Below are 23,369 nucleotides of genomic sequence, written 5' to 3' on the forward strand. Positions count from 1 at the left end.
TCATGGATCAGCACGAAGTACGCGTACACAAGAGCGAGGAGAACCTCGCCCGCAAAGACCAGCTCGCCTGGAAGATCGCCGAGGTCGCCACGGACTCCGTCGATGTCACGCCAGAGGTCACCGACATGGTCATCAACCGGATGATCGACAACGCGGCGGTCGCGACCGCCTCCCTCCTGCGGGCGCCCGTCATCGCAGCCCGCAGCCAGGCCTCGGCGCATCCGGTGTCGATCGGCGGATCGGGATCCACGATCTTCGGCAAGACCCTCGACCGGCGTTTCAGTCCGGAATGGGCCGCCTGGGCCAACGGCGTCGCCGTCAGGGAGCTCGACTACCACGACACGTTCCTCGCGGCCGACTACTCGCACCCCGGCGACAACATCCCGCCGATCCTCGCCGTTGCACAGCACGCGGGCCGCACCGGCGCCGACCTCGTGCGCGGCATCGCCACGGGGTACGAGATCCAGATCGACCTCGTGAAGGCGATCTGCCTGCACGCCCACAAGATCGACCACGTCGCACACCTCGGCCCGTCCGCAGCAGCCGGCATCGGCACCCTGCTCGGCCTCGACACCGCCACGATCTTCCAGGCCATCGGCCAGGCGCTGCACACCACGACGGCGACGAGGCAGTCGCGCAAGGGAGAGATCTCGAGCTGGAAGGCGTACGCGCCCGCGTTCGCGGGGAAGATGGCCGTCGAGGCCGTCGACCGCGCCATGCGCGGCGAGACGAGCCCCACCCCGATCTACGAGGGTGAGGACGGCGTCATCGCGTGGCTCCTGGACGGCCCGGATGCCCGCTACACGGTCCCGCTCCCCGCGCACGGGGAGGCCAAGACGGCCATTCTCGACAGTTACACGAAGGAGCACTCCGCCGAATACCAGGCGCAGGCGTGGATCGACCTCGCCCGCAAGCTGCACCACGAGCATCCGGAACTGAGCGATGCGAATGGCGTCGAGGCGATCGAGCGCATCGTCATCCACACGAGCCATCACACCCACTTCGTCATCGGCTCAGGTGCGAATGACCCCCAGAAGTACGACCCGAGCGCGAGCCGCGAAACCCTCGACCACTCGATCCCGTACATCTTCACCGTCGCGCTGCAGGACGGCGAGTGGCACCATGAGCGCTCATACTCTCCCGAGCGGGCGAACCGGCCGGACACCGTCGAGCTGTGGAAGAAGGTCACGACGGAGGAGGACGCCGAATGGACTCGTCGCTACCACTCCCTCGACCCCGCCGAGAAGGCATTCGGTGGTCGGGTCGAGATCACGATGAAGGACGGGAGCACGATCGTCGACGAGATCGCCGTCGCCGATGCGCATCCGCTCGGGGCACGGCCGTTCGCGAGGGAGCAGTACATCGCGAAGTTCCGGACCCTCGCAGAGCATGTGCTCGACGTGGAGGAGATCGAGAGATTCCTCGACCTCGTCCAGCGGCTGCCTGAACTCGACGCCGAGGAGCTCGTCGGGCTCACGGTCGTCGCGAAGCACGGCCTGCTCTCCTCTGTCGACAACCCGGAAGGACTGTTCTGATGTTGTATTCGACCGTCACCCCCGCCACCAAGCGGCAACTCCTGCGCGAGCGCCTCGCGAGTGGTGAGCTCCTCCGGTTCCCGGGTGCGTTCAACCCCTTGAGCGCGAAGCTCATCCAGGACAAGGGATTCGAGGGCGTCTACATCTCTGGGGCCGTGCTGTCCGCAGACCTCGGTCTTCCGGATATCGGGCTGACGACGCTCTCCGAGGTCGCCCACCGCGCCGGCCAGATCGCGCGGATGACCGACCTGCCGGCGATCGTCGATGCCGATACCGGATTCGGCGAACCGATGAACGTCGCCAGGACGGTGCAGGAGCTGGAGGATGCCGGCGTCGCAGGGCTCCACATCGAAGACCAGGTGAACCCGAAGCGCTGCGGTCACCTCGACGGCAAGGCCGTCGTGGACGCCGACACGGCTGTGAAGCGGATTCGTGCGGCCGCCACGGCCAGGCGCGACCCGAACCTGCTCATCATGGCGCGCACCGACATCCGGGCCGTTGACGGCCTGCAGGCAGCGGTCGACCGCGCGAAGGAACTGGTCGACGCCGGCGCGGATGCGATCTTCCCCGAGGCGATGAAGGACCTGACGGAGTTCGAGGTCATCCGCAAGGCTGTCGATGTTCCGGTGCTGGCGAACATGACCGAGTTCGGCAAGAGCGAACTCTTCACGACCGAGCAACTCGCCGGCGTCGGTATCAACATCGTCATCTATCCGGTGAGCCTGCTGCGCCTGGCGATGGGAGCGGCAGAGCGGGGTCTCGACACACTTCTGGCCGACGGTACGCTGAAACCAGTTGTCGGAGACATGCAGACGCGTGCGCGCCTGTACGAGCTGCTCGACTACGAGTCGTACAACACCTTCGACTCGGGTGTCTTCAACTTCACCCTCGAGACGAACAAGGATTGACATGACCGAGCCAGACATCCACAAGGGACTCGCCGGGGTCACCGTCGACACGACGGCCATCTCGAAGGTCAACCCGGATACCAACTCGCTGCTCTATCGCGGCTACCCCGTGCAGGAGCTCGCCGCGAACTGCCAATTCGAGGAGGTCGCGTACCTGCTGTGGAACGGCGAACTTCCGAACGCGCTGCAGCTCGACCAGTTCCAGAAGCTGGAGCGGTCGCTCCGCCCGCTCGAACCGCGCACCAAGCGCGTCATCGACGAGTTGCCGCTCTCGGCGCATCCGATGGATGTCGTGCGCACCGCGGTCAGCGTCGTAGGCGCGACAGACCTGACCCTGGCCGCGAAGGATGGTCTCACCGACCACAACCTCAACCTCGGCAGGGCCATCCACCTTCTCGCGCAGCTCCCGGCGATCGTCGCCTACGACCAGCGCCGCCGCCGCGGTCTCGAGCTCGTCGAACCGAGGGACGATCTCGCCTACTCGGCCAACTTCCTCCACATGACGTTCGGCGAGGTGCCGGACATCACCGTCGTGAACGCGTTCGACGTGTCGATGATCCTGTACGCGGAGCACTCGTTCAACGCCTCCACGTTCACCGCCCGCGTCATCACGAGCACTCTCTCCGACCTGTACTCGGCGGTGACGGGAGCGATCGGTGCGCTGAAGGGAGCCCTCCACGGCGGAGCCAACGAGGCGGTCATGCACATCTTCGACGAGATCGGCTCTGCCGACCGCGCGGAGGACTGGCTCGACCGCGCGCTCGCGGAGAAGCGCAAGATCATGGGATTCGGCCACCGCGTCTACAAGAACGGCGACTCCCGGGTCCCGACGATGAAGGCCGCGCTCGACACGCTCATCGCCGAATACCAGCGGCCGGATCTCGCGGCACTCTACGACACGCTCGAGAAGGCCATGAACGACCGGAAGGGGATCAAGCCCAACCTCGACTATCCGTCCGGTCCCGCATACCACCTCATCGGATTCGACACGGAGATGTTCACACCCCTCTTCGTCATGTCGCGGATCACCGGCTGGACGGCGCACATCATGGAGCAGCTGGCCTCGAACTCCCTCATCCGGCCGCTGTCGGCCTATGACGGCGTGGACGAACGGCACGTGCCCGCACAGTAATCTCGAAGGGTGCCAATGACCTCGGGCCGGATCACCCGACTTGCCTCCATCGGTCTCGTCGTCGGATTCTTCTCCGGACTGTTCGGGGTCGGCGGCGGCATCGTGCTCGTCCCGCTGCTCATCGTCGTGATCGGTTTCTCGCAGCGAAAGGCGAGCGGGACGTCCCTGGCCGCCGTGCTCCCCACGGCGATAGCAGGCATGATCGCCTACGCATCCCACGGATCGGTCGACTGGATCGCCGCTGCGCTCCTGGCCGCGGGGGCGGTCGTCGGCTCGCTCGTCGGGACCTGGCTTCTCCACCACACCCACCAAGGGGTGCTGCGGTGGATCTTCGTGGCCTTCCTGCTGGTCGTGGCAGGGCGGATGTTCTTCCTCGTGCCGGATCGCGCGATCACTCTCGAATTCACGCCGTGGGTCATCGCGGGGCTCGTCGTGCTGGGGCTCGTGACCGGCATCCTCTCGGGCCTGCTCGGGATAGGGGGAGGCGTGTTCATCGTGCCGGCGCTCATGCTCATCTTCGGCGTCGGCGACCTCATCGCGAAGGGAACATCCCTCCTCATGATGATCCCCACCGCGGTCACCGGCACGATCGCGAACGTGCGACGCGGCAACACCGACCTGGTTGCTGCGGCCGTCATCGGATGCCTCTCCGTTCCCGCGTCCATCGGCGGCGCTGCACTCGCCTGGGCGGTCCCGCCCCTGCTCGGCAGCATCCTCTTCGCCCTGCTGCTCGTGTACTGCGCGATTCAACTCGCGTGGAGTGCATTGCGTCGTCCGAGGCTCACCGACCCGACCTAGGCTGGGGTGATGGACCACATCACTCTCAACGACGGAACAACCATCCCCCAGCTCGGCTTCGGGGTCTTCAAAGTGGACCCGGCCGAGACAGAGCGCATCGTCACGGAGGCGCTCGAGGCCGGCTACCGCCACATCGACACGGCAGCGATCTACCGGAACGAGGAGGGAGTGGGACGCGCGATCGCCGCATCCGGCATCCCGCGCTCCGAGCTGTACGTCACGACGAAGCTGTGGAATGACCGCCACACGGACGCCCCGGCAGCACTCCACGAGAGCCTCGACAAGCTCGGCCTCGAGAAGGTCGACCTGTACCTCATCCACTGGCCATCGCCCGAGAACGACCACTACGTCGAAGCGTGGGAGTCCCTTGTCCGCCTGCGCGAGCAGGGTCTCACGACGAGCATCGGCGTCGCGAACTTCCTCGTCCCGCACCTCGAGCGTCTGATCGCATCGTCGGATGTCGTGCCGGCCATCGACCAGATCGAACTCCACCCCGCGCACCAGCAGCCGGAGACGACGGCGTTCGCGACGCGGCACGGCATCCACATCGAATCATGGGGACCGCTCGGCCAGGCCAAGTACCCGCTCCTGGAGAACCCGGCGGTCACCGGGGCCGCGACGGCGCACGGGAAGTCTCCGGCCCAGGCCGTCATCCGCTGGCACCTGCAGAACGGGTTCATCGTGTTCCCGAAGACGAACCATCGTGAGCGCATGGTGGAGAACTTCGACGTGTTCGACTTCGAGCTCACGGATGCCGAGGTTGCTGCCATCACAGCGCTCGAGGGCCATGGGGCAGGGCGGGTCGGTAGCCACCCGGACACCGTCAACTGAGCCTCATCGACACGCGCGTCCGCGGTGTGTATTGCGTCTACGGGTAGAGGCGCTCGTGGGTCCAGCCGGTTCCCGTGCGGTCGTAGCGCAGGCGGCGGTGCATGCGATCGGCGCCACCGTGCCAGAACTCGATCGTGTCCGGTCGCAGTCGGTACCCGTTCCAGTCGTCTGGGCGGGGTAGCGGCACTCCCGGCTCGGCCAGCCGGGCAGCCTGTGCGCGGTACTCCGCGTCATCCGGAAGCGGCTCGCTCTGAACGGATGCGGTGGCTGCGGCCTGCGACAGTATCGGACGGTCGACCCAGATCTCGTCGGATTCCGCCGACGTGAGAACCTCGACGGGGCCGGTCAGCCTGAGCTGCTGCCGGGTCTCCCGCCAGTAGATCACGGCACTCGCTCGCGGATGGGCGGCCAACTGGATGCCCTTGGCGCTGCTCGTGTTCGTGGCGAACGTCATGCCATCCCGATCGAACGCCTTCGCGAGGACGAAGCGGTTCGTGATGTCGCCTGCCCCGTCGCTCGTCGCGATCGCCACGTTGTACGGCTCGATCACGCCGAGCCGCTCAGCGGTCGCGACCCAGGCGAGCAGGAGTGGCAGGGGATCGGCGGGCGGAGCCTCGAACTCTGGGAGCTCGAGTTCGATCGAGCCCGTGACCGATGGCCGAGATCGCATGTCAGTCGGCCACGACGTCGATCGGCACCCGCGTCCCGCGAGGGAGGTCCAGAAGCAGTTCCGCGAGACCCGCGGCGGAGAACGCCTCCTCGAGCTGCGTCCTGCTCTCCGAAAAGTGCTCCCAATCCTCCGTGTGCACTCCGATGACGCACTGCGCCGTCATGGTGACGGCGGACTTGGCAGCGGCGCCGGAGCCGAAGGTGAGATCGGCGTCGATCTCCGCAACGCGAGCAGCGCCGGCGTTCACGATCATGACGGGCGCACCACCGAAGCGGTCGGCGACCTCGCGCGTGACCTCGAGGGACGCATTGTCGCCGCTCAGGTACACAGTCGGTTCACCCGGGGACTGCAGGACGAAGCCGATGACCGGCCCGAGCAGTTCGGCCACGGCATCCGGCCCGTGAAGGGATCGGGTAGCGGTGACCGTCACCGGGCCGACGGAGCTCGTGTCGCCCGGCGCCATCCCGACCGCCGTGCCGGCCAGGACCGAAGCGCCCTCGACGGTGGTCAGGGTCCTGGGCACCTGCGCGAGCACGGCGCGCCCGGAGACGTCGAGGTTGTCCTCGTGGTGGTGATGCGACAAGAGCACGAGGTCCAGCCGGCCGAGCTCTGCGGGCTGCAGCGCGGGGCCACGCGTCTTCACGAGTTCCTGGCCGCCATCCGGGTCGGGGTATCGCCGTGGTTCATCGAACGTCGGGTCGGTGAGGATGCGCAGGCCGGCATACTCGAGCAGGACGGTGGGTCCGCCGATGTAGGTGACGGCGATGTCGGACATGGTCACAGGTTATCGCCCTCCGCCTCACGCCGTCTGAGTGCGGCGTACGGTGGGATCATGCCGAACATGCTCGCCGAGGCGCTCAGCCCATACCTGCGACAGCACGCATCGAATCCGGTCGACTGGCAGCAGTGGGGTCGCGAACCGTTCGCCGAGGCGGCCCGGCGCGACGTCCCCGTCTTCGTCTCGATCGGATACGCGACCTGCCACTGGTGCCACGTGATGGCGCGGGAGAGTTTCAGCGACGCAGGCGTCGCCGCGCAGCTCAACGCGAACTTCGTGGCGATCAAGGTCGATCGGGAGGAGCATCCTGAGGTCGACGCCGGTTACCTCACCGCGGCGAGCGCGTTCACGCAGAACCTCGGCTGGCCGCTCAACGTGTTCGTCACCCCTCAGGGAAAGGCATTCTTCGCGGGAACGTACTGGCCGCCGGACGCCATGCCGGGGCACCCATCCTTCCGCCAGGTGCTCGACGGGGTCATGGATGCGTGGGCGAACCGGCGAAGAGAGGTCGAGTCGAACGCTGCGGATGTCGCGGCCGCCATCCGCGGCCACGGACAGCATCCGGCCGGGCCGCTTCCGGGCCGGGAGGACCTCGACGGCGTGGTGGAGCTTCTCACGCAGAATGAGGACACCCGGTACGGCGGATTCGGGACGGCGCCCAAATTCCCGGTGGCTCCCGTGCTCGACTTCCTGCTCGAGCACGCGTCGCCGGCGTCCATCGCGCTCGCGGACCGCACCCTCACGGCGATGGCGACCTCGGGCCTCCGCGACCAGGTCGAGGGCGGATTCTTCCGGTACGCCACCCGGCGGGACTGGACCGAACCGCACTACGAACGGATGCTGTACGACAACGCCCAACTTCTGCGGGCGTACGCGCTCCTGGCCGTGAGGGCGCCGGAGCACACGGACCTTGCTCGTGACATCGCGGATGGAATCGTCACGTTTCTCCTGCACACGTTGCGGATGCCGGACGGCTTCGCCTCCGCGCAGAACAGCGAGAGCATGGTCGATGGTCACCTCACGGAGGGCGACTACTACGCGTTGAGCGCGGCCGAACGCGCATCACAGCAGCCTCCAGCACTCGACGAGAAGGTGCTCGCCGGCTGGAACGGTCTCGCGATCGGCGCTCTCGCAACGGCCGGCCACCACTTCGGGCGCCGCGACTGGCTCGATGCCGCCCGTGCTGCAGCCGGAGACATCCTCGCGACCCACGTGCGGGAGTCCGGCGAGCTGGTGAGGGCGACGCTCGCTGGAGCGACATCGTCGGCGCGGGCGACACTCGAGGACTACGGTCTGCTCGCCAGGGGCCTCCTGAGCCTCGCCCAGGCGACCGGGGAGCTGCGGTGGGCACTCGAGGCCCGCCGCCTCGTGGATGCCTGCTCGACCGAAGACGGCTATGCGATCCCGGGTGGCGGAGACCCGGTGCTCGCCGAGTTCGACATCGACCCCGACGTCGATCCCACCGAGGGGGCGCTTCCGTCCGGGGCGAGCGCGCTCGCCGAGGCGAGCCGCCAGCTTTACCTGCTCACGGGCGAGCGCTCCTACGCGCGGCACAGTGCCGGCGCGATGGAGAAGCTCGCTGCGCTCGCGACCCGGCAGCCACTCGGATTCGGGTCCGCCCTCGCGGTCATGTCGGCCCTTGCCGCGCCGCCGGTCCAGCTCGTCATCGTGTCGGACGATCCGGATGCCGCGCTTCCCGTGGCCGCCCGCAGCTGGATCGAAACGGGTGGCGTCGCCGTGACGCTCACGGCATCCGACGCTGCCCAGTGGGCGGGAGCCGGATTCGACCTGCTGACCGGCAGGTCACTTCACGGGGGCTCGCCCACCGCCTACCTGTGCAGCGACTTCGTCTGTCGACTCCCCGTCACCGACCTCGCCGGCTTCCTCGCGCTCCGGGTGGGCGCGGAACCATAGGTAGACTCCCACGCACACGGCGGCGAACACGAACAGGACGGTTGCCCAGATCCAGAACGGGCCGTCGATCTGTCCCCACAACTGCCCGCTCGGCAGGACGATGAGGAAGAACGCGACGAGAGAGACCAGATAGGTCAATGCCCACTGCACCTTCGTGCGGCGGAACAGGCTCGCGCCGTCCAGGTAGCCGATCGGCAGCAGTCCGACCACGAGCCCGGAGATCCCCTCCACCGCGACCGCGACGAGCGAGTCGTCGAACAGGGCACCGGCGAACGTGTTCGGAGCAACGACACCGCTCATCAGGCTGTAGACGACCCAACTGGCCACTGAGATGCCGAGTACGATCGCCGCCCAGATCAGCACTTCGCGCGCCTCATCCCTGAGTGTCGCCGACGCGCTGAGCGAGAGTCCGAGGACGAGGCCGACGAGGAGCCCGGGCGTGAAGTCGAGCAGGCGGGAGAGGAGGACACCCACGAGCGCCACGACGAGGCCGAACGGCTCGAGCTGGATGATCGAGGTGATGTTCCAGCGCCTCTTGAGGATGGCACCGGTGATCGCGTTCGCCGCGTAACCGAGCACGAACATGCCGATGATGCAGGCGAGGAACAGTCGGAGCGAAGAGAGGTCGAAGCCGAAGTGGGGGTCGGCGAAGCTGAAGATGAGTGCCGCGAGGGTCGTGAGAGCGAGACCGCCGACGAGGCGCCGGTTGGCGAGCCAGCGGCGAATCCGGGTGAGCCAGGCAAGTTTCGGCTTCGGCAGTCTGCCGAACAACCGTCCGTAGTTCTCCTCGATCGTCGAATTGAGGAGCTCCGCCGGGAAGGCCACGAGGAACAGGAGGGCGAGGCTGCTCGCCAACGCGGCGCCGATGATCCGAGGATCGATGAAGAGATTCTGGGCGGTGGGCAGCACCCAACTGAGGACGTTGGGCGCGGCCGGTTCGTCTCGATGGTCCTGGGCTGCGGCCGGGGTCTTCAGCGGAGGCAGAACGATGGTCGGAACCGGTGCCGGTGCGGGAATCGCCGCGGGCGTGGCTGCGACGATCGTGACGGGAACTTCCACCGTCTGGGCCGACCCTTCGAGGGGCGCGACGGTGACGATGTAGTGGTGCTGGCCGGGAATGACCGTGTTCGGGATGACCGTGTTGAGCCGGAACGTTCCGTCGCCCTTCACGACGCTCGTGCCGAGCGAGATCGGGGTCGAATGCAGCTCCGCGGACACGATCGCGCCGATCGGCAGATCGCTGCCGACCAGAGTGATGTTCTGTCCGGGCGCGGGGTTGCCGCCGAGCGCTCGGAAGTTCAGGAACCAGGAGGCGGAGAGAGTCGGCAGTGAGCCGAGAAGGGGGTTGCGCGGGGGTGCTGGCGGGGTGGTCGGTTTCGCAGGAGGGCCGGCCGGGGCGAGGACCGTGAGTCGAAGCTTCAGGACCGGACTGCCGCTGGAGTTGCCGGCCGCATCCGTCTGGGAGAACGTGAAGTCGTGCACTCCGACGCCGAGCGCCGCACTCGGTGTGCAATGGAAGCCGCTCGCGCTGGAGACCTGCAGTCCCTCCCGGCAGGCAACCGGAATGGATCCGTCGCGATAGATGCGCAGGGTGGCGTTGAGTTCGCCCATCCCGGAAATGAGCGGATGCGTGCTCGTCGTCGTCGCCTCGATGACGCCGTCGGTCATGGTGCCGGTCGGTGTCCACAGCTCGAAGGCGTCGGGCGCCGTCGTGTCGACGGTCAGGTTCAGCTCCGGACTGGCCTGCTCCGAGGTGTTGCCGGCAGCGTCGGTCTGCGTGAAGGGCAGGAGGAAGACGCCGTCCGGGCTGAGGGGATTCTCGAGCGTGCAGCTCCAGTCCCCCTCGGCGCTCACGGTGACCGTCTCCGTGCAGGGTCCGGCCAGCGAGGTGATCGTGGCTCCGGGCTCCCCGGTTCCGCCGATCGTGGGGGTCGGGTCGTTCGTGATGGCCTCGATCGCGGTCCCCTGGATGGTGCCGGCCGGCGAGGTGACGATGGGGGGAGCCGGCGGGGTGCTGTCGCGGATGGTGAGCGGCACGGCCGGCGAGCTCAGGCCCGACGTGTTCCCGGCGAGGTCGGTCTGGGTGGCGGTGAGCTCGTGAAGGCCCTCCGACGGGCTTGCTGCGAGTGTGCACGACCAGGCGCCGGAGTCGTTCGCGACGATCGCCGCCGTGCAATCGGCGGGGATGCCGTCGAGGAGAAGCTGAACCGTTGCGCCGGGCTCGGAGAGGCCGCTGATCGTCGGAGCAGGAGAACTGTCGACCGATCCCTCGAAGCCGTTGATGGTCGGCGGAACCGGAGCGACGGTGTCGACGTGGATCGTCCGCGCATCCGATGAGAGATCATCGCTCGTCACACGATACGTGTACGTGCCGTCGAGCAGGGCGGGGTCCGCCGTGCAGGCCCAGGTCTGGTCGACCACGTTGCCGGAGCACAGCGTGACGCTCGTACCTGCCGTCACCTGGAAGGTCTGTCCGCTGGCGCTCCCCGAGAACGACGGCGTGTTGTCATTCGTATAGACGCCGTCGGCCGGGCTCGTGATGGTCGGCGGATCGTCGTTCGCCGGCGGTTCCCCGTCCTTCTTGTCGACGATGGTGAGCTTGATCGCCGCGCTCGGGAGCGACGTCCCCTCACCATTGGTGGCGGTCGCCCGGATGTAGTTGACACCCAGTTGCAGAGCACCGGTGAATGCGCCGCCCGCGCCGGAGCAGGACCATACCTGCTTCGAGTCCGGATTCGGATTCACCGCGGAGCAGAGTGGAGTGTAGGTGTTCCCGTCGCTCGACACGCTGACGTCGACCTCCACGACCCCGAGGTCCATCGAACCGTGGATCTCGGCCTGCTGGCCGGAGTTGGAGATCCATGGATCCTGGGGTTGGTCGATCACGGGCGGTGCCGGAACCGCGGCCCAGGCGGGCAGGGATCCGATCGAAACGGACAACAGGGTAAGGACGCTGATGGAAATGATCGCGCCAATTTTCCGCACGTTCACGGGAGCTTCTCTCGGTCGGGCACTGTTCCGCGGGGGACGGAACTCGGGTAAGCGCCGCGAACTGGAGAGAAGTTACGAGGCGGTGCCAACAATCTAGTACTGATGCACGGATTTGTCACGGTCGGATATATCGGAATCCGACTGGGTGGACTCCGCGTCGACCGCGGCGTCATCCTCACTCTCCGGGTGGGCCCGGAACCAGAGGTAGACGCCGATGCAGAGGGCGGCGAACGCAAGGAGTACGACGAGCCAGATCCAGAACGGCCCGCTGATGTCACCCCAGAGCGCCCCGCTCGGGACGACGATGACGAAGAACGCGACGAGAGTCAGCACATAGGTGCCGATCCACTGCCACCGTGAATTCCGGAAGACCGTGCGCCCGTCGAGGAATCCGATCGGGAGCAGTCCGATCACGAGCCCGGAGATCCCCTCTGTCGCGATGGCCACGATCGAGTCGTCCACGAGCGCACCCGCGAACGTTCCGGGTGCCACGACGCCCGAGAAGAAGCTGTAGCCGATCCAGCCGAGCACGGACAGTCCGAGAATGACGCCGAACCAGGTCAGGACCGCGCGCGACTCCTCTTTCAGGCTCGCGGATGCGCTCAGCGACAAACCGAGCACCAGACCGACGAGGAGCCCCGGAGCGAAGTCGAGAGCGCGGGACAGGATCACGCCGACGATCGCGACGACCAGTCCGAACGGTTGCAACTCGATCACGGAGGTGATGTTCCAGCGCCGTTTGAGGATGATCCCGGTGACGGCGTTCGCGATGAATCCGAGCACGAACATGCCGATGGCGCAGGCGAGGAAGAGCCGCAGCGACGCAAGGTCGAAACCGAACCGAGGATCCGCGAAGCTCAGGATGAGAGCCGCGAGCGTGGTCAGGGCGAGGCCGCCGACCGCTGGGGTGCGCTTCAACCGGTCGCGCAGCCTGGCGAGCCACGGCATCCGGACCCTGGGGATCCTGCCGAAGATCCGCTCGTAGTTCTCATCGAGTGTCGAGTTGAGGATCTCGGCGGGAAACGCGACCAGAAAGAGCAGGGCGAGGCTGCTCGCGGCCGCCGCTCCGATGACGAGCGGGTTGGAGATGATGTCCTGCAGTGTCGGGAGGGCATTGCTGAGCTGGTTCGGGGAGGACGGCGTATCCCTGCTCTCGGATCCCACCGGATCCCCGGTGCCGGTCGTCGTCGCCCCATCGGTCGGGGATGCTGGAACGACCGGCTGCGGGATCGCCGGCGGTGGCGCCGCGACGACGGTCACCGGCAGTTCGCTGGTCTGGGGTTCGCCCGTGAGCGGAGTCACGGTCACGACGTAGTGGTGAGCTCCCGGTTCGACGGTGCTCGGGATGACCGTATTGAGCGTGAAGGTGCCGTCGTCGCGCACCATCGCCGTTCCGAGGTCGACAGGGGTCGAGTGGAGCTCGGCGGACACCGTTGCCCCCGCCGGCAGGTCGGACCCCGTGAGCGTGACGTTCTGTCCGGGAGCGGGAGCATTGGAGTCGCTCGCGAACTGGAGGAACCAGTTCAGGCCGAGCGTGGGGAGGATCACGGGGGCCGGTGGCGGAGCCACGACGGTCAACTGGAGGCGCACCACCGGCGCGCCGCTCGAGTTTCCCGCCGCGTCGGTCTGCGAGAAGCCGAAGTAGTAGACGCCGGGGCTCAGCGTGTTCTTCACGGTGCAGGTGAATCCGCCTTCGCCGATGACGAGCGGGGATTCGTCGCACGCGACGGGAGCGGATCCGCCGACGTAGATGCGAGCGGTTGCCCCGTACTCTCCGGTTCCCGTGATGACCGGATGCGTCTCTTTCGTCGAGGCGCGCATCACGCCTCCTGAGGACGGGCCGGATGGCGTCGTCACGCTCGGCGCCCCCGGGGCGATCGTGTCCACGTCGAAGTGAATGTACGGGCTGGCGAGGGGGGAGGAGTTCAGGGCGGCATCCGTCTGCCCGAAGAAGACGTCGTAAGTGCCATCCGGAGTCATCGGGGTCGTCAGCTGGCACGTCCAGTTGCCGCTCGCGTCGACGATCGTCGGCGTGATCATGCACGCGTTCCCGACGATATCGAGCGTCGCCCCCGGCTCGCCGGTCCCGGTCACGGTCGCTCCCGTGCTGTTCGTGATCACGGTGTTCGTGCCGAGCGCGACGTTCCCGATCGGCGAGGTGACGACGGGCGGCATCGGCGGTGTGGTGTCCGTGTAGGTGAGCGCGAGCTGCTCGTCGGGGGACCCCATGTAGTTCGTATTGCCTGCGGGGTCGGTCTGCTGGCTTCCGAAGACGTAGACGCCGGATGTGGGGAGTGCCACCGCGAGCGTGCACGACCACGCACCGGTGTTGTCGGCGACGGGCGCCCCGCCCTGGCAGGCGACCTCCGAATAGTTCTGCCACAAGTAGATCGTGGAGCCCGGCTCTGCGATGCCGGAGATCGTCGGATTCGGGTCCGTCGATGCGGAGTGCAGTTCCCCAGAGCCGTCGACCGTCCCGGCAGGCCCGGTGATGTCGGTATTGGGCGGCGAGAGCACGGTGTCGATGTGCAGGGTGCGGGAGGAGGAGAAGATCGTGGTCGCACCGAACGTCGTCTGGACCAGGTAGGTGTAGTCGCCGTCCGGGACCGTAGCGGAGGTGCAATTCCAGGTCTGGTTGACGACTGTGCCCCCGCAGAAATGCGTGGTGAAGTCACTCGAATAAACGTCGAAGTATGTGCCGTCCGACGTTCCCTGGAATGTGGGCTGGTAGTCGTTCGTGTACAGGCCGTCGGCTGGGCCGGTGATCGTGGGTGCGTTGACGACGGTGATGGTGATCGCCGGTCCTGGCGCCGACGACGCGGGGACGGCATCCGTCGCGATCGCACGAATGTAGTTGGTGCCGAGCGCGAGCGTTCCGGTCGGCGAACTGCAGTACCACGCGGTGCCCGACAGGCTCTGGGGGATCGAACAGTACGGAGTGTAGTTCAGCCCATCCTGGGATGCCTCGACGTCGATCTGGGAGGTGCCGAGCTCATTGCTGCCCTGCACTGACGGCTGGTCGCTCGCGGTGATCCACGGGTCGGCGAACGTCTGGTCCACCAGGGGCGGAGCCGGTGCGGCGAACGCGGCCGTGCTTCCGGCAAGGATCGAAGCCAGTATGAGGGCGCTGACGGCAATGCCGGCACCCAGCTTGCGTCGAATCACGGCGGACTTCTCCTAGCGCAGGCGCCAGCAGGGGGCTGACTTTCGGGTATACCGGTATGCGAGACCGGCAGTCCATAAACATAGTACTGATTCGAGACTCTGTCAGCACTCGCCTCCGGGGTGGGGACGAGCCGGTCAGCGCCAGGTCGGAAGCCAGTAGTGCAACTGGATGAATTCCAGCGGCACCTGCATGCCCGTCCAGAGCGGGAAGAAGAACGCGCTCACGAGTACCATCGCGACGAGGATGACCGCGATGAGCCGGATGCCTCCCACCCGTCGCCAGGTCTCATCCGATCGTTTCCCGAGAAGCAGTCCCATGACGAACACGAGCCCCAGGATGAGGAACGGCTCGAACACGATCGTGTAGAACTGGAAGACCGTGCGGTTCAGGTACAGGAGCCAGGGCAGGTAGCCGACCGCGAGCCCGGTGAGGATGGCGCCGACCTGCCATTCGCGATACCGGACGACCCGGTACACGAGGTAGACGGCGGCCGCGACTGCTCCCCACCAGATGAACGGGTTCGCGATCCCGGTGATCGACTCGCCGCACCGGGTGACGGCGCATCCGTTCTGCCCGAAATCGCTGCCCTGGTAGAACATCGCGGTGGGCCGGATCATGAGCAGCCAGGTGAGCGGATTCGCCTGGTAGCCATGCGGCTGGTGTTCGCCGATGTGGTACGCGTACGCGCTCGCCTGGTAATGCCAGAAATTCTGGAAGTCGACGGGCACCCACGCGAGCAGGCCCTGCCACGTGCTGCCGGTCTGCTGCACCCAGTGCCGGTAGTAGCCGCCGTCCGTCACGAACCAGCCGGTCCAGGTCACGAGGTACGCGACGAGGGCGATGGGCACGGTGAGCAGGAAGCTCACCGGCGCCTGCTTGAATGCGACGCCACTGCCGAAGAAGGTGACCCCCGCCCTCCTGCGGGCGACCGCATCGACGACGAGTGTGTAGACCGCGAACCCGGCGAGGAAGTACAGTCCATTCCACTTCACCGCGCTCGCCAGCCCGAAGGCCAGGCCCGCGGCGACCAGCCACGGACGCCACCACAGGGCCGGCCCCCAGTCGATCGAGCGTCCCGCCTCCGCGCGTCGTCGTCGCCAGCGTTCGAGCCGTCTGGCGCTGTGCCCCCGGTCGAGCAGGATGGCGCCGAAACCGAGCATGACGAACAAGGTCAGGATGCCGTCCAGCAGGGCCACGCGAGACATCACAATCGCGTTGCCGTCGATCGCGAGGAGTCCTCCCGCGATGGTCGCCAGCAGGGTCGAGTGGAACAGCCCCCTCGCGATGACCGCGACGAGCGCGACGAGGAGGATGCCCGCGATGGCGGTGCTGATCCGCCAGCCGACGGCATCCTGGGCGCCGAAGATCGCAAGGCCCAGCGCGATGATCCACTTGCCGAGCGGGGGGTGGACGACGAACGAGCCGTCGGTCAGGTACTGGTCGACATCCCCCGCATTGAAGGACGCATCCGCTTCGGCCGGCCACCGTGCCTCGTAGCCGAGGTGCATGAGAGTCCAGGAGTCCTTGACGTAGTACGTCTCGTCGAAGACGAGGGAGTGCGGTGACCCGAGATTCCAGAGTCGAAGCACCGCTGCGAGCAGGGTGACGGCGATCGGTCCGCCCCAGGCCCAGACGCGCTGTCTCGCCGGCGTGGAGAGCATCCGACCCCACCATGCGTCGGGGCGGGAGCCGAGTGGTTCGACCCAGTGTGCTCCGGTCGAGCCGCCGGCCCCGGTCGGCCCCGTCGAGGCCCGGATCACGGCAGGCTCATGAGGGGAGGCTGCGGTCGAGACCGGCCCGGTCGCCGCGATGAGCTCATCGAAGTCGCGTTCACCGGTCACCTCGCAATGCTAACCAGCAACGCCCGGTGCCCGATGCCACAATGGGGTGTGATCATCCTCGCGGCGACGCCGATCGGGAATCTCGGCGACGCATCGCGGCGGCTCGTCGAGGCGCTCGAGAACGCCGAGATCATCGCTGCAGAGGACACCCGCACGACCATTCAGCTCCTCCGCGCCCTCGGCGTCGACAACCGGCCGCGCCTCATCGCCATGCACGAGCACAATGAGGTCGAGAAGGCGGCTGAGATCGTGGAGCTCGCCCGCGACACCGATGTGCTCGTGCTGACGGATGCCGGGATGCCGGCCATCAGCGATCCGGGCTTCCCGCTCGTGGCTGCCGCGGCCGCCGCGGGAGTGGCTGTGACGGTGATCCCCGGGCCGAGCGCGGTGCTCGCAGCGCTCGCCGTCTCCGGCCTCCCGACCGACCGCTTCACGTTCGAAGGGTTCGTGCCCAGGAGGTCGCGGGCCGCGTGGTTCGCCGCGCTCGCGCGCGAAGAGCGGACGATGGTGTTCTTCGAGTCGCCGCACCGGTTGGCGGAGTCGCTCGCGGACCTGGTGACGGCGCTCGGTCCGGATCGCCGGGTCGTCGTCGCGCGCGAGCTCACGAAGCTGTACGAGGAGGTGGTGCGCGGTACGGCCGCCGAACTCGTTGCGTGGGCGGGATCCGGGGTCAAGGGCGAGATCTGCATCGTCGTGGAAGGCGCGGTGCCGGCGTCCACCGGACTCGACGACGGCGTCGCACAGGTGCTCGCACTCGTCACCACGGGCACGAGTCTCAAGGATGCCGCGGCCGAGGTCGCCGAGGCCACGGGGCTCGGTCGCCGAGAGCTCTACCAGGGCGCGCTCGCACAGAAGTAATGGGCGAGCGCGCCCGATTAGGATTGAGCGCATGGCCGCCGACCATTCCTTTTTCATTGCGACACCGATCTTCTATGTGAACGACGTGCCGCACATCGGCCACGCCTACACCGAGGTCGCCGCGGACGTGCTCGCGCGCTGGCACCGGCAGGCCGGGGATGACACCTGGTTCCTCACCGGAACGGACGAGCACGGTGAGAAGATCCTGCGCACAGCGGTCGCGAACAACACGACACCGAAGGCCTGGGCGGACGACCTCGTCGAGCGGGCGTGGAAGCCGCTGCTCAACACGATCGACATCGCGAACGACGACTTCATCCGCACGACGGATGCCCGCCACGAGAACGGCGTCACGATCTTCCTGCAGAAGCTCTACGACGACGGCTACATCTACCTGGGCGAGTTCGAGGGTTACTACTGCGTCGGCTGCGAGGAGTACAAGCAGCAGAGCGAGCTCGTCCCAGGGACGGGCGAGTTCGAGGGCGTGCTCGTGTGCGCCATCCACTCGAAGCCGGTGGAGATCCTCAAGGAGACCAACTACTTCTTCCGGCTGAGCGATTTCGGCCAGAAGCTCCTCGACCTGTACGAGGCCGACCCGCACTTCGTGCAGCCGGAGAGCGTGCGCAACGAGATCATCCAGTTCGTCAAGCAGGGCCTTCGCGACCTGTCGATCTCCCGCTCGAGCTTCGACTGGGGCATCCCGATCCCCTGGGATTCGACCCATGTCGTCTATGTGTGGTTCGAGGCGCTTCTCAACTATGTGACGGCGATCGGATACGGGACCGACCAGGTGCAGTTCGATCGCCGCTGGCCCGCGGTTCAGCTCGTGGGCAAGGACATCGCGCGATTCCACGCCGTCATCTGGCCGGCCATGCTCATGGCGGCGGGGCTGGATGTCCCGAAGCAGGTGTTCGGGCACGGCTGGCTGCTCGTGGGCGGCGAGAAGATGTCCAAGTCGAAGCTCACCGGCATCGCGCCGACCGAGATCACCGACACGTTCGGCTCCGACGCGTTCCGGTTCTATTTCCTGAGCGCGATCAACTTCGGGCAGGATGGCTCGTTCAGCTGGGAGGATCTCTCCGCCCGGTATCATGCGGAATTGGCGAACGGATTCGGCAACCTCGCATCCCGCGCGATCGCGATGACGGTCAAGTACTTCGACGGGCTCGTGCCGGCGCCGAGCACCTACACCGAGGCCGACCTCGCCATCCAGCGCGCCGTGTCGACTGCGGCATCCGGCGCTGATGCCGCTATCGAACGCCTCGCGATCAACGAGGCCATCGATGCGATCTGGACGATCGTCGACGATCTGAACGGGTACATCACGGTGCAGGAGCCCTGGGTGCTCGCGAAATCGGATGCCGACCGCGAGCGGCTGGGAACGGTGCTGTACACGGTCGCTGAAGGACTGCGCGCCCTCGCCGTGCTGCTGTCGCCGGTCATGCCCCGCGCAACGGCGACGCTGTGGGACGCACTCGGTGCCGCCGGTGAGCTCACCGAGCAGCCGATTCGCGAGGCGGGAGCCTGGGGCCGCCTGTCGCCCGGGAGCAGAGTGTCGTCGATCGAACCCCTGTTCCCGCGCATCGAGACTGCACACGCCTCCTGATCAGCGAAGGCATCATGAGCGAATCGAACTACATCCGCCAGCGGGACACCACGACCGAGCACGGGCAGACGCGCGATCTCAGCTATCCACCGCTTCCGGAACCATTGCCTGTCGCCGTGTACGACAACCACGCCCACCTCGAGATCGAAGACGGCGATCTGTCGACCGGTTCGAGCCCGATGGACTACCGGGCGCATCTCGACAGGGCGGGCGCCGTCGGCATCAAGGGCGTCATCCAGGTCGGCGGCGATCTGGAGACCTCGCGCTGGTCCGCGGACGTATCCGAACTCGATCCGCGATTGCTCGCCGCTGTCGCCATCCACCCGAACGAGGCGCCGAACTACGAGGCGGCGGGGACGCTGGATTCCGCCATCGCAGAAATCGACGAACTCGCATCCCGCCCCAGAGTGAGAGCCATCGGCGAGACCGGGCTGGACTTCTTCCGCACCGGCGACGACGGCAGGGCCGCACAGTTCCGATCGTTCGAGGCGCACATCGCCATCGCGAAGAAGCATGACCTCGCGATGCAGATCCACGACCGTGACGCGCACGACGAGGTGATCGCCACCCTGCTGCGGGTCGGGGCTCCCGACCGCACGGTGTTCCACTGCTTCTCCGGCGATGCCGACATGGCGGGGCTCTGCGCGGACCACGGCTGGTACCTGTCCTTCGCCGGCACCGTCACGTTCAAGAACGCGTCGAACCTGCGGGAGGCGCTGTCCGTCATCCCGCGGGACCGCATCCTCGTCGAGACGGATGCCCCCTTCCTCACCCCAGTACCGTTCCGCGGTCGCCCGAATTCCCCGTACCTGATCCCGACCACGCTCCGCGCAATCGCCGTGCACCTCGGCGCCGACCTCGCGGAACTCGGAGCGCAGGTCGCCGCGAACACGGAGCGCGTCTACGGTTCGTGGGGCATCGAACCCGTCCCGCAGCGACCATGACGGGCCCCGGGGCGTACCTGGGGCCGGCAGAGATCCGCGATCTCGCCGCACTCCTCGACCTGTCCCCGACCAAGAAGCTCGGCCAGAACTTCGTCGTGGATGCCAATACCGTGCGGAAGATCGTGTCGGTGGCCGGCGTCCTGCCGGGTGAGACCGTGCTCGAAGTCGGACCCGGCCTCGGATCGCTCACGCTCGGCCTGCTGTCGGCGGGGGCATCCGTCGTCGCGGTGGAGATCGACCGTCGGCTCGCGGACCAGTTGCCGGCCACGGTGTTGGCCCTGCTTCCGGATGCGGAGCTGAGGGTGGTGCACGCCGACGCCATGGCTGTCGTCGAACTACCGTCCGTGCCCCGACGACTCGTCGCAAACCTCCCGTACAACATCTCGGTGCCGGTGTTGCTGCACCTGCTCGAATACTTCCCGTCACTGCAGTCCGGACTCGTCATGGTCCAGGCCGAGGTCGGCCAGCGGATCGCCGCGAGCCCCGGATCCAGGGTGTACGGGGGTCCGAGCGTCAAGGCCGCCTGGTACGGCCAGTGGCGCACGGCGGGCCAGGTGAGCCGCCAGGTGTTCTGGCCGGTACCGAACGTCGACTCGATCCTCGTCGGATTCGAGCGAAGGGCGACACCATTCGGGAGCGAGCAGGAGCGCAAGGCGACGTTCGCTCTCGTCGATGCGGCATTCGGGCAGCGCCGCAAGATGCTGCGGCAGTCGCTGGCCGGGGTGCTCGGCGCCGGTGCGGCATCCGTTCTCGAACGGGCGGGCATCGCCTCGACGCGACGTGCAGAGGAATTGAGCGTCGATGACTTTCTCGCGATTGCCCGCGTCGACTAGCGTTACGCCATGGCAGCTGTTTCAGCCCAGAAGATGAGCGATCCGAAACTGGCGGCGGCGACCGGGCGAAGGCGCACGGAGTGGCACGCACTGCTGGATGCCGCAGGCGCGTCGGTGTATTCGACCGCCCGCTGGAAGGCGGATGGCGGGACAACGGTGGCCGCGATCTCCGAGCCGAGGCCGGGAAAGACGATCGTGTCCCTCACTCGCTCCAGGATCATCGACGGCGATTCGCTCGAGGATGCAAAGGCTGAACTTCGGCGAGCCCTCGACGCCCTCGGCGCGTCAGGGGTCTCCAGACGAGTCGGCTAGGTTGAGTGAATGACCTCCGAGGTGGGCCGGATCGTGCACGCAAGGGCGCCGGGCAAGATCAACGTCTTCCTCGGCGTGGGTTCTCTCGGCGATGACGGGTTCCACGAGATCGCCACCGCGTACCAGGCGGTGTCCCTCTACGAGGATGTCCGTGCCACGGATGCGCCCGATTTCTCCGTGTCCTTCACCGGCAGCGTCGACACGAGTGCGCTCCGCACTGACGGATCGAACCTCGCCATCCGGGCTGCGGCTCTGCTCGCGCGCACGACGGGTTACCGCAGGGGGGTTCGCCTCGAGATCGAGAAGAACGTGCCGGTGGCAGGCGGAATGGGAGGTGGTTCAGCGGATGCCGCGGCGACCCTCCTCGCGTGCGATGCGCTGTGGGGTACTGAGCTCGGCCGCGAAGACCTGCTCGAACTCGCGGCGACCCTGGGCGCGGATGTGCCGTTCACGTTCATGGGGGGGACCGCAGTGGGCACCGGCCACGGAGACCAGTTGAGCCCCGCCCTGGCGAAGGGCCAGTTCCAGTGGGTGCTCGCGCTCGCGGATTTCGGACTGAGCACGCCGAAGGTGTACCGCGAGCTGGATCTTCATCGCGAACGTCATGCGCTCGACATCTTCCCAGCCGAAGACCTGCCGACGGTGGATGCCAACGTGCTGCAGGCGCTGCGTGCCGGGGACCCTCACATGCTCGCGGAGAGTCTGTTCAACGACCTGCAGGCTCCAGCCCTGCACCTCGAGCCTCGGCTCGCGAAGGTGATCGAGCTGGGCGAGGAGAATGGCGCGCTCGCGGGTGTCGTCTCCGGTTCCGGTCCGACGATCGCGTTCCTCGCCGCCGATCTCGACAGCGCGCTCGAGTTGCAGATCGCCCTGTCGGCTGCGCGCTACACCGTCGTGCGAGTGACCGGCCCCGTGCACGGAGCGCGCATCCTGTCCGACTAGCCTCCGGCGTCCGCGTCCGCGTCGGCGTCCGTGCCTGCCGCCGCGTCCGCATCTGCATCCGCGGGCCAGGCCGGGTGACCTCGCCGCCCGATCGCCCGGCTGCCTGCCGTCTTCCGTGACTCGGGTCATTCTGCGGGTGTTGGGCTCCGCCCACCCGCAGAATGACCCGAGTCACGGAGAGAGCGGCGGAGAGAGGGGCGGGGCTGTGGAGAGAATCTGCGAGGGTGCGGCGGGATGCAGCAGAATCCCCGCATGTCGAGGTCGACTCCTTTGCCGAGTGACCTGCAGGACGCACCCTTCGCGGTCAGTGTCGCCAGGCGGATGGGGGTGTCGGAGTCGCGCCTGCGCGCATCCGACCTCGAGGTGCCGTTCCACGGCATCCGTCGCTCCAGGCTCGCGCCCGTCGCCGAACCCGACACCGACGACGAAAGGGCGCAGCAGCGGTTCCATGCGCTCCTGCGCGACTGCGCATCCTTCCAACGCCGAGAGGGTCGGTCGGTCATCTTCAGTCATGTCACGGCAGCGCGGCTGTTCCGGATGCCGCTCCCGTGGCGCCTGGAGACGCGGCGATTTCTCGACGTGGCGGCCCTGACACCGGACCACGCACCGCAAGGTGCAGGGATCATCGGGCATCGGCTGACACGCGGGGCATACATCCTGTCGACATCTGCCGGGTTCGCGGTGCCGGCGCCGCTGCGGGTGTGGGCGCAACTCGCCCCACTCCTGTCCGTCGACGAGCTGGTCGTTGTCGGCGATCACCTCGTGAGACGGAAGCAGCCGTTCACAAGTTTCGACGAGCTGGTGGAGACCGTCGCGGGATGGCGCAGGCTGCGCGGCATCAGGAAACTACGCCTCGCCGCGCTTTCTGTTCGCTCGGGTACGGACTCGGCGGCGGAGTCCAGGATGCGGCTGGCCCTGACCCGCGCGGGACTGCCGGAGCCGGTCATCGGATTCACGGTGTATGACCGGGACGGATGCTTCGTCGGAACGCCCGACCTCGCTTACCTCGACGAGCGGGTCGCACTCGAGTATGAGGGCGAGATCCATCGGGTCGACTCGCGGACATTCCGAAGCGACATCGAGCGACGGGAGCGGTTTCAGGATGCCGACTGGCGACACATCCGCGTTACTCGCGACCACCTCACGCGGCCACACACGCTCGTGGACCGGGTCGGCTTCGCGCTCGCCCAACGCCGTCGCATCCCCCCGCCCATCCGTTGACTCGGGTCATTCTGCGGGTTCAGCTGGCGCACAACCCGCAGAATGACCCGAGTCAACGAGAGGGCAGGGACCGGGGGGAGGGACCGGGG

At 67.2% G+C, this 23,369-nt stretch carries 18 protein-coding genes; 13 read left to right on the forward strand and 5 right to left on the reverse strand.

The annotated features are described in order from the left end of the window. Nucleotides 1-2 precede the first annotated feature (2 nt). From BKA04_RS09695 to BKA04_RS09715, 5 genes are read left to right on the forward strand one after another with little or no spacing between them, the layout of a single operon-like run. Entirely contained in the window at nt 3-1,535 is a 1,533-nt protein-coding gene (locus BKA04_RS09695; protein ID WP_104096224.1) for an MmgE/PrpD family protein, read from the forward strand. After that, a complete protein-coding gene (prpB, locus tag BKA04_RS09700; protein WP_104096225.1) occupies nt 1,535-2,443 on the forward strand; it encodes a methylisocitrate lyase in 909 nt (302 codons plus the stop codon). Before BKA04_RS09695 ends, prpB begins: the two co-directional genes overlap by 1 nt. Nucleotide 2,444: 1 nt before the next feature. Then, complete coding sequence (locus BKA04_RS09705) at nt 2,445-3,575, forward strand: bifunctional 2-methylcitrate synthase/citrate synthase (RefSeq protein WP_104096226.1); 1,131 nt, start codon at nt 2,445-2,447, stop codon at nt 3,573-3,575. A 15-nt stretch (nt 3,576-3,590) separates the two neighbouring features. Beyond that, nucleotides 3,591-4,373: a sulfite exporter TauE/SafE family protein gene (locus BKA04_RS09710; protein WP_104096227.1), complete on the forward strand. Its 783-nt coding sequence runs from the start codon at nt 3,591-3,593 to the stop codon at nt 4,371-4,373. 9 nt (nt 4,374-4,382) lie between these two features. After that, a complete protein-coding gene (locus BKA04_RS09715) occupies nt 4,383-5,204 on the forward strand; it encodes an aldo/keto reductase (RefSeq protein WP_104096228.1) in 822 nt (273 codons plus the stop codon). 37 nt (nt 5,205-5,241) lie between these two features. Here BKA04_RS09715 and BKA04_RS09720 read toward each other — a convergent pair whose 3' ends face one another. Together BKA04_RS09720 and BKA04_RS09725 are read right to left on the reverse strand one after the other, a co-directional pair. Beyond that, entirely contained in the window at nt 5,242-5,874 is a 633-nt protein-coding gene (locus BKA04_RS09720; RefSeq protein WP_104096229.1) for a pyridoxal 5'-phosphate synthase, read from the reverse strand. A gap of 1 nt (nt 5,875) precedes the next feature. Further along, on the reverse strand, nt 5,876-6,649 hold the full coding sequence (locus BKA04_RS09725) for an MBL fold metallo-hydrolase (protein WP_104096739.1): 774 nt from the start codon (nt 6,647-6,649) through the stop codon (nt 5,876-5,878). Nucleotides 6,650-6,706: 57 nt separating this feature from the next. On the opposite strand from BKA04_RS09725, the gene BKA04_RS09730 reads away from it, so the two are divergent. Next, nucleotides 6,707-8,566, forward strand: coding sequence for a thioredoxin domain-containing protein (locus BKA04_RS09730; RefSeq protein WP_104096230.1), 1,860 nt, complete (start codon nt 6,707-6,709; stop codon nt 8,564-8,566). Here BKA04_RS09730 and BKA04_RS09735 read toward each other — a convergent pair. The 3 genes from BKA04_RS09735 to BKA04_RS09745 all read right to left on the reverse strand — a co-directional run bounded on the left by BKA04_RS09735 (nt 8,456) and on the right by BKA04_RS09745 (nt 16,564). Then, complete coding sequence (locus tag BKA04_RS09735; protein ID WP_104096231.1) at nt 8,456-11,557, reverse strand: FGLLP motif-containing membrane protein; 3,102 nt, start codon at nt 11,555-11,557, stop codon at nt 8,456-8,458. The genes BKA04_RS09730 and BKA04_RS09735 overlap by 111 nt on opposite strands. 93 nt (nt 11,558-11,650) lie before the next feature. After that, nucleotides 11,651-14,722, reverse strand: coding sequence for an Ig-like domain-containing protein (locus BKA04_RS09740; protein ID WP_104096232.1), 3,072 nt, complete (start codon nt 14,720-14,722; stop codon nt 11,651-11,653). A 135-nt stretch (nt 14,723-14,857) separates the two neighbouring features. Then, nucleotides 14,858-16,564, reverse strand: a complete 1,707-nt coding sequence (locus BKA04_RS09745) for a dolichyl-phosphate-mannose--protein mannosyltransferase (RefSeq protein ID WP_232842026.1) — start codon at nt 16,562-16,564, stop codon at nt 14,858-14,860. Nucleotides 16,565-16,612: 48 nt separating this feature from the next. Between BKA04_RS09745 and rsmI the strand changes: the two genes are divergently transcribed. The 7 genes from rsmI to BKA04_RS09780 all read left to right on the forward strand — a co-directional run bounded on the left by rsmI (nt 16,613) and on the right by BKA04_RS09780 (nt 23,280). Further along, nucleotides 16,613-17,422: a 16S rRNA (cytidine(1402)-2'-O)-methyltransferase gene (rsmI, locus tag BKA04_RS09750; protein ID WP_104096233.1), complete on the forward strand. Its 810-nt coding sequence runs from the start codon at nt 16,613-16,615 to the stop codon at nt 17,420-17,422. A gap of 31 nt (nt 17,423-17,453) precedes the next feature. Next, the gene (gene metG / locus BKA04_RS09755) at nt 17,454-19,028 is read left to right on the forward strand and encodes a methionine--tRNA ligase (protein ID WP_104096234.1); all 1,575 of its coding nucleotides are present in this window, start codon (nt 17,454-17,456) and stop codon (nt 19,026-19,028) included. Between the two features lie 14 nt (nt 19,029-19,042). Next, nucleotides 19,043-19,972 carry a TatD family hydrolase gene (locus tag BKA04_RS09760; RefSeq protein WP_104096235.1) on the forward strand — a complete coding sequence of 310 codons (930 nt, stop codon included), beginning with the start codon at nt 19,043-19,045 and terminating at the stop codon, nt 19,970-19,972. After that, nucleotides 19,969-20,805 carry a 16S rRNA (adenine(1518)-N(6)/adenine(1519)-N(6))-dimethyltransferase RsmA gene (gene rsmA / locus BKA04_RS09765; RefSeq protein ID WP_104096236.1) on the forward strand — a complete coding sequence of 279 codons (837 nt, stop codon included), beginning with the start codon at nt 19,969-19,971 and terminating at the stop codon, nt 20,803-20,805. The genes BKA04_RS09760 and rsmA overlap by 4 nt, the downstream gene beginning before the upstream one ends. A gap of 9 nt (nt 20,806-20,814) precedes the next feature. Beyond that, on the forward strand, nt 20,815-21,117 hold the full coding sequence (locus tag BKA04_RS09770) for a hypothetical protein (RefSeq protein ID WP_134542287.1): 303 nt from the start codon (nt 20,815-20,817) through the stop codon (nt 21,115-21,117). 9 nt (nt 21,118-21,126) lie between these two features. Continuing rightward, the gene (locus BKA04_RS09775) at nt 21,127-22,059 is read left to right on the forward strand and encodes a 4-(cytidine 5'-diphospho)-2-C-methyl-D-erythritol kinase (RefSeq protein ID WP_104096238.1); all 933 of its coding nucleotides are present in this window, start codon (nt 21,127-21,129) and stop codon (nt 22,057-22,059) included. Nucleotides 22,060-22,311: 252 nt separating this feature from the next. Beyond that, nucleotides 22,312-23,280, forward strand: a complete 969-nt coding sequence (locus BKA04_RS09780) for a hypothetical protein (protein WP_104096239.1) — start codon at nt 22,312-22,314, stop codon at nt 23,278-23,280. Nucleotides 23,281-23,369: the final 89 nt, after the last annotated feature.

The organism is Terrimesophilobacter mesophilus (genome assembly GCF_014200375.1).
Classification (GTDB): domain Bacteria; phylum Actinomycetota; class Actinomycetes; order Actinomycetales; family Microbacteriaceae; genus Terrimesophilobacter; species Terrimesophilobacter mesophilus.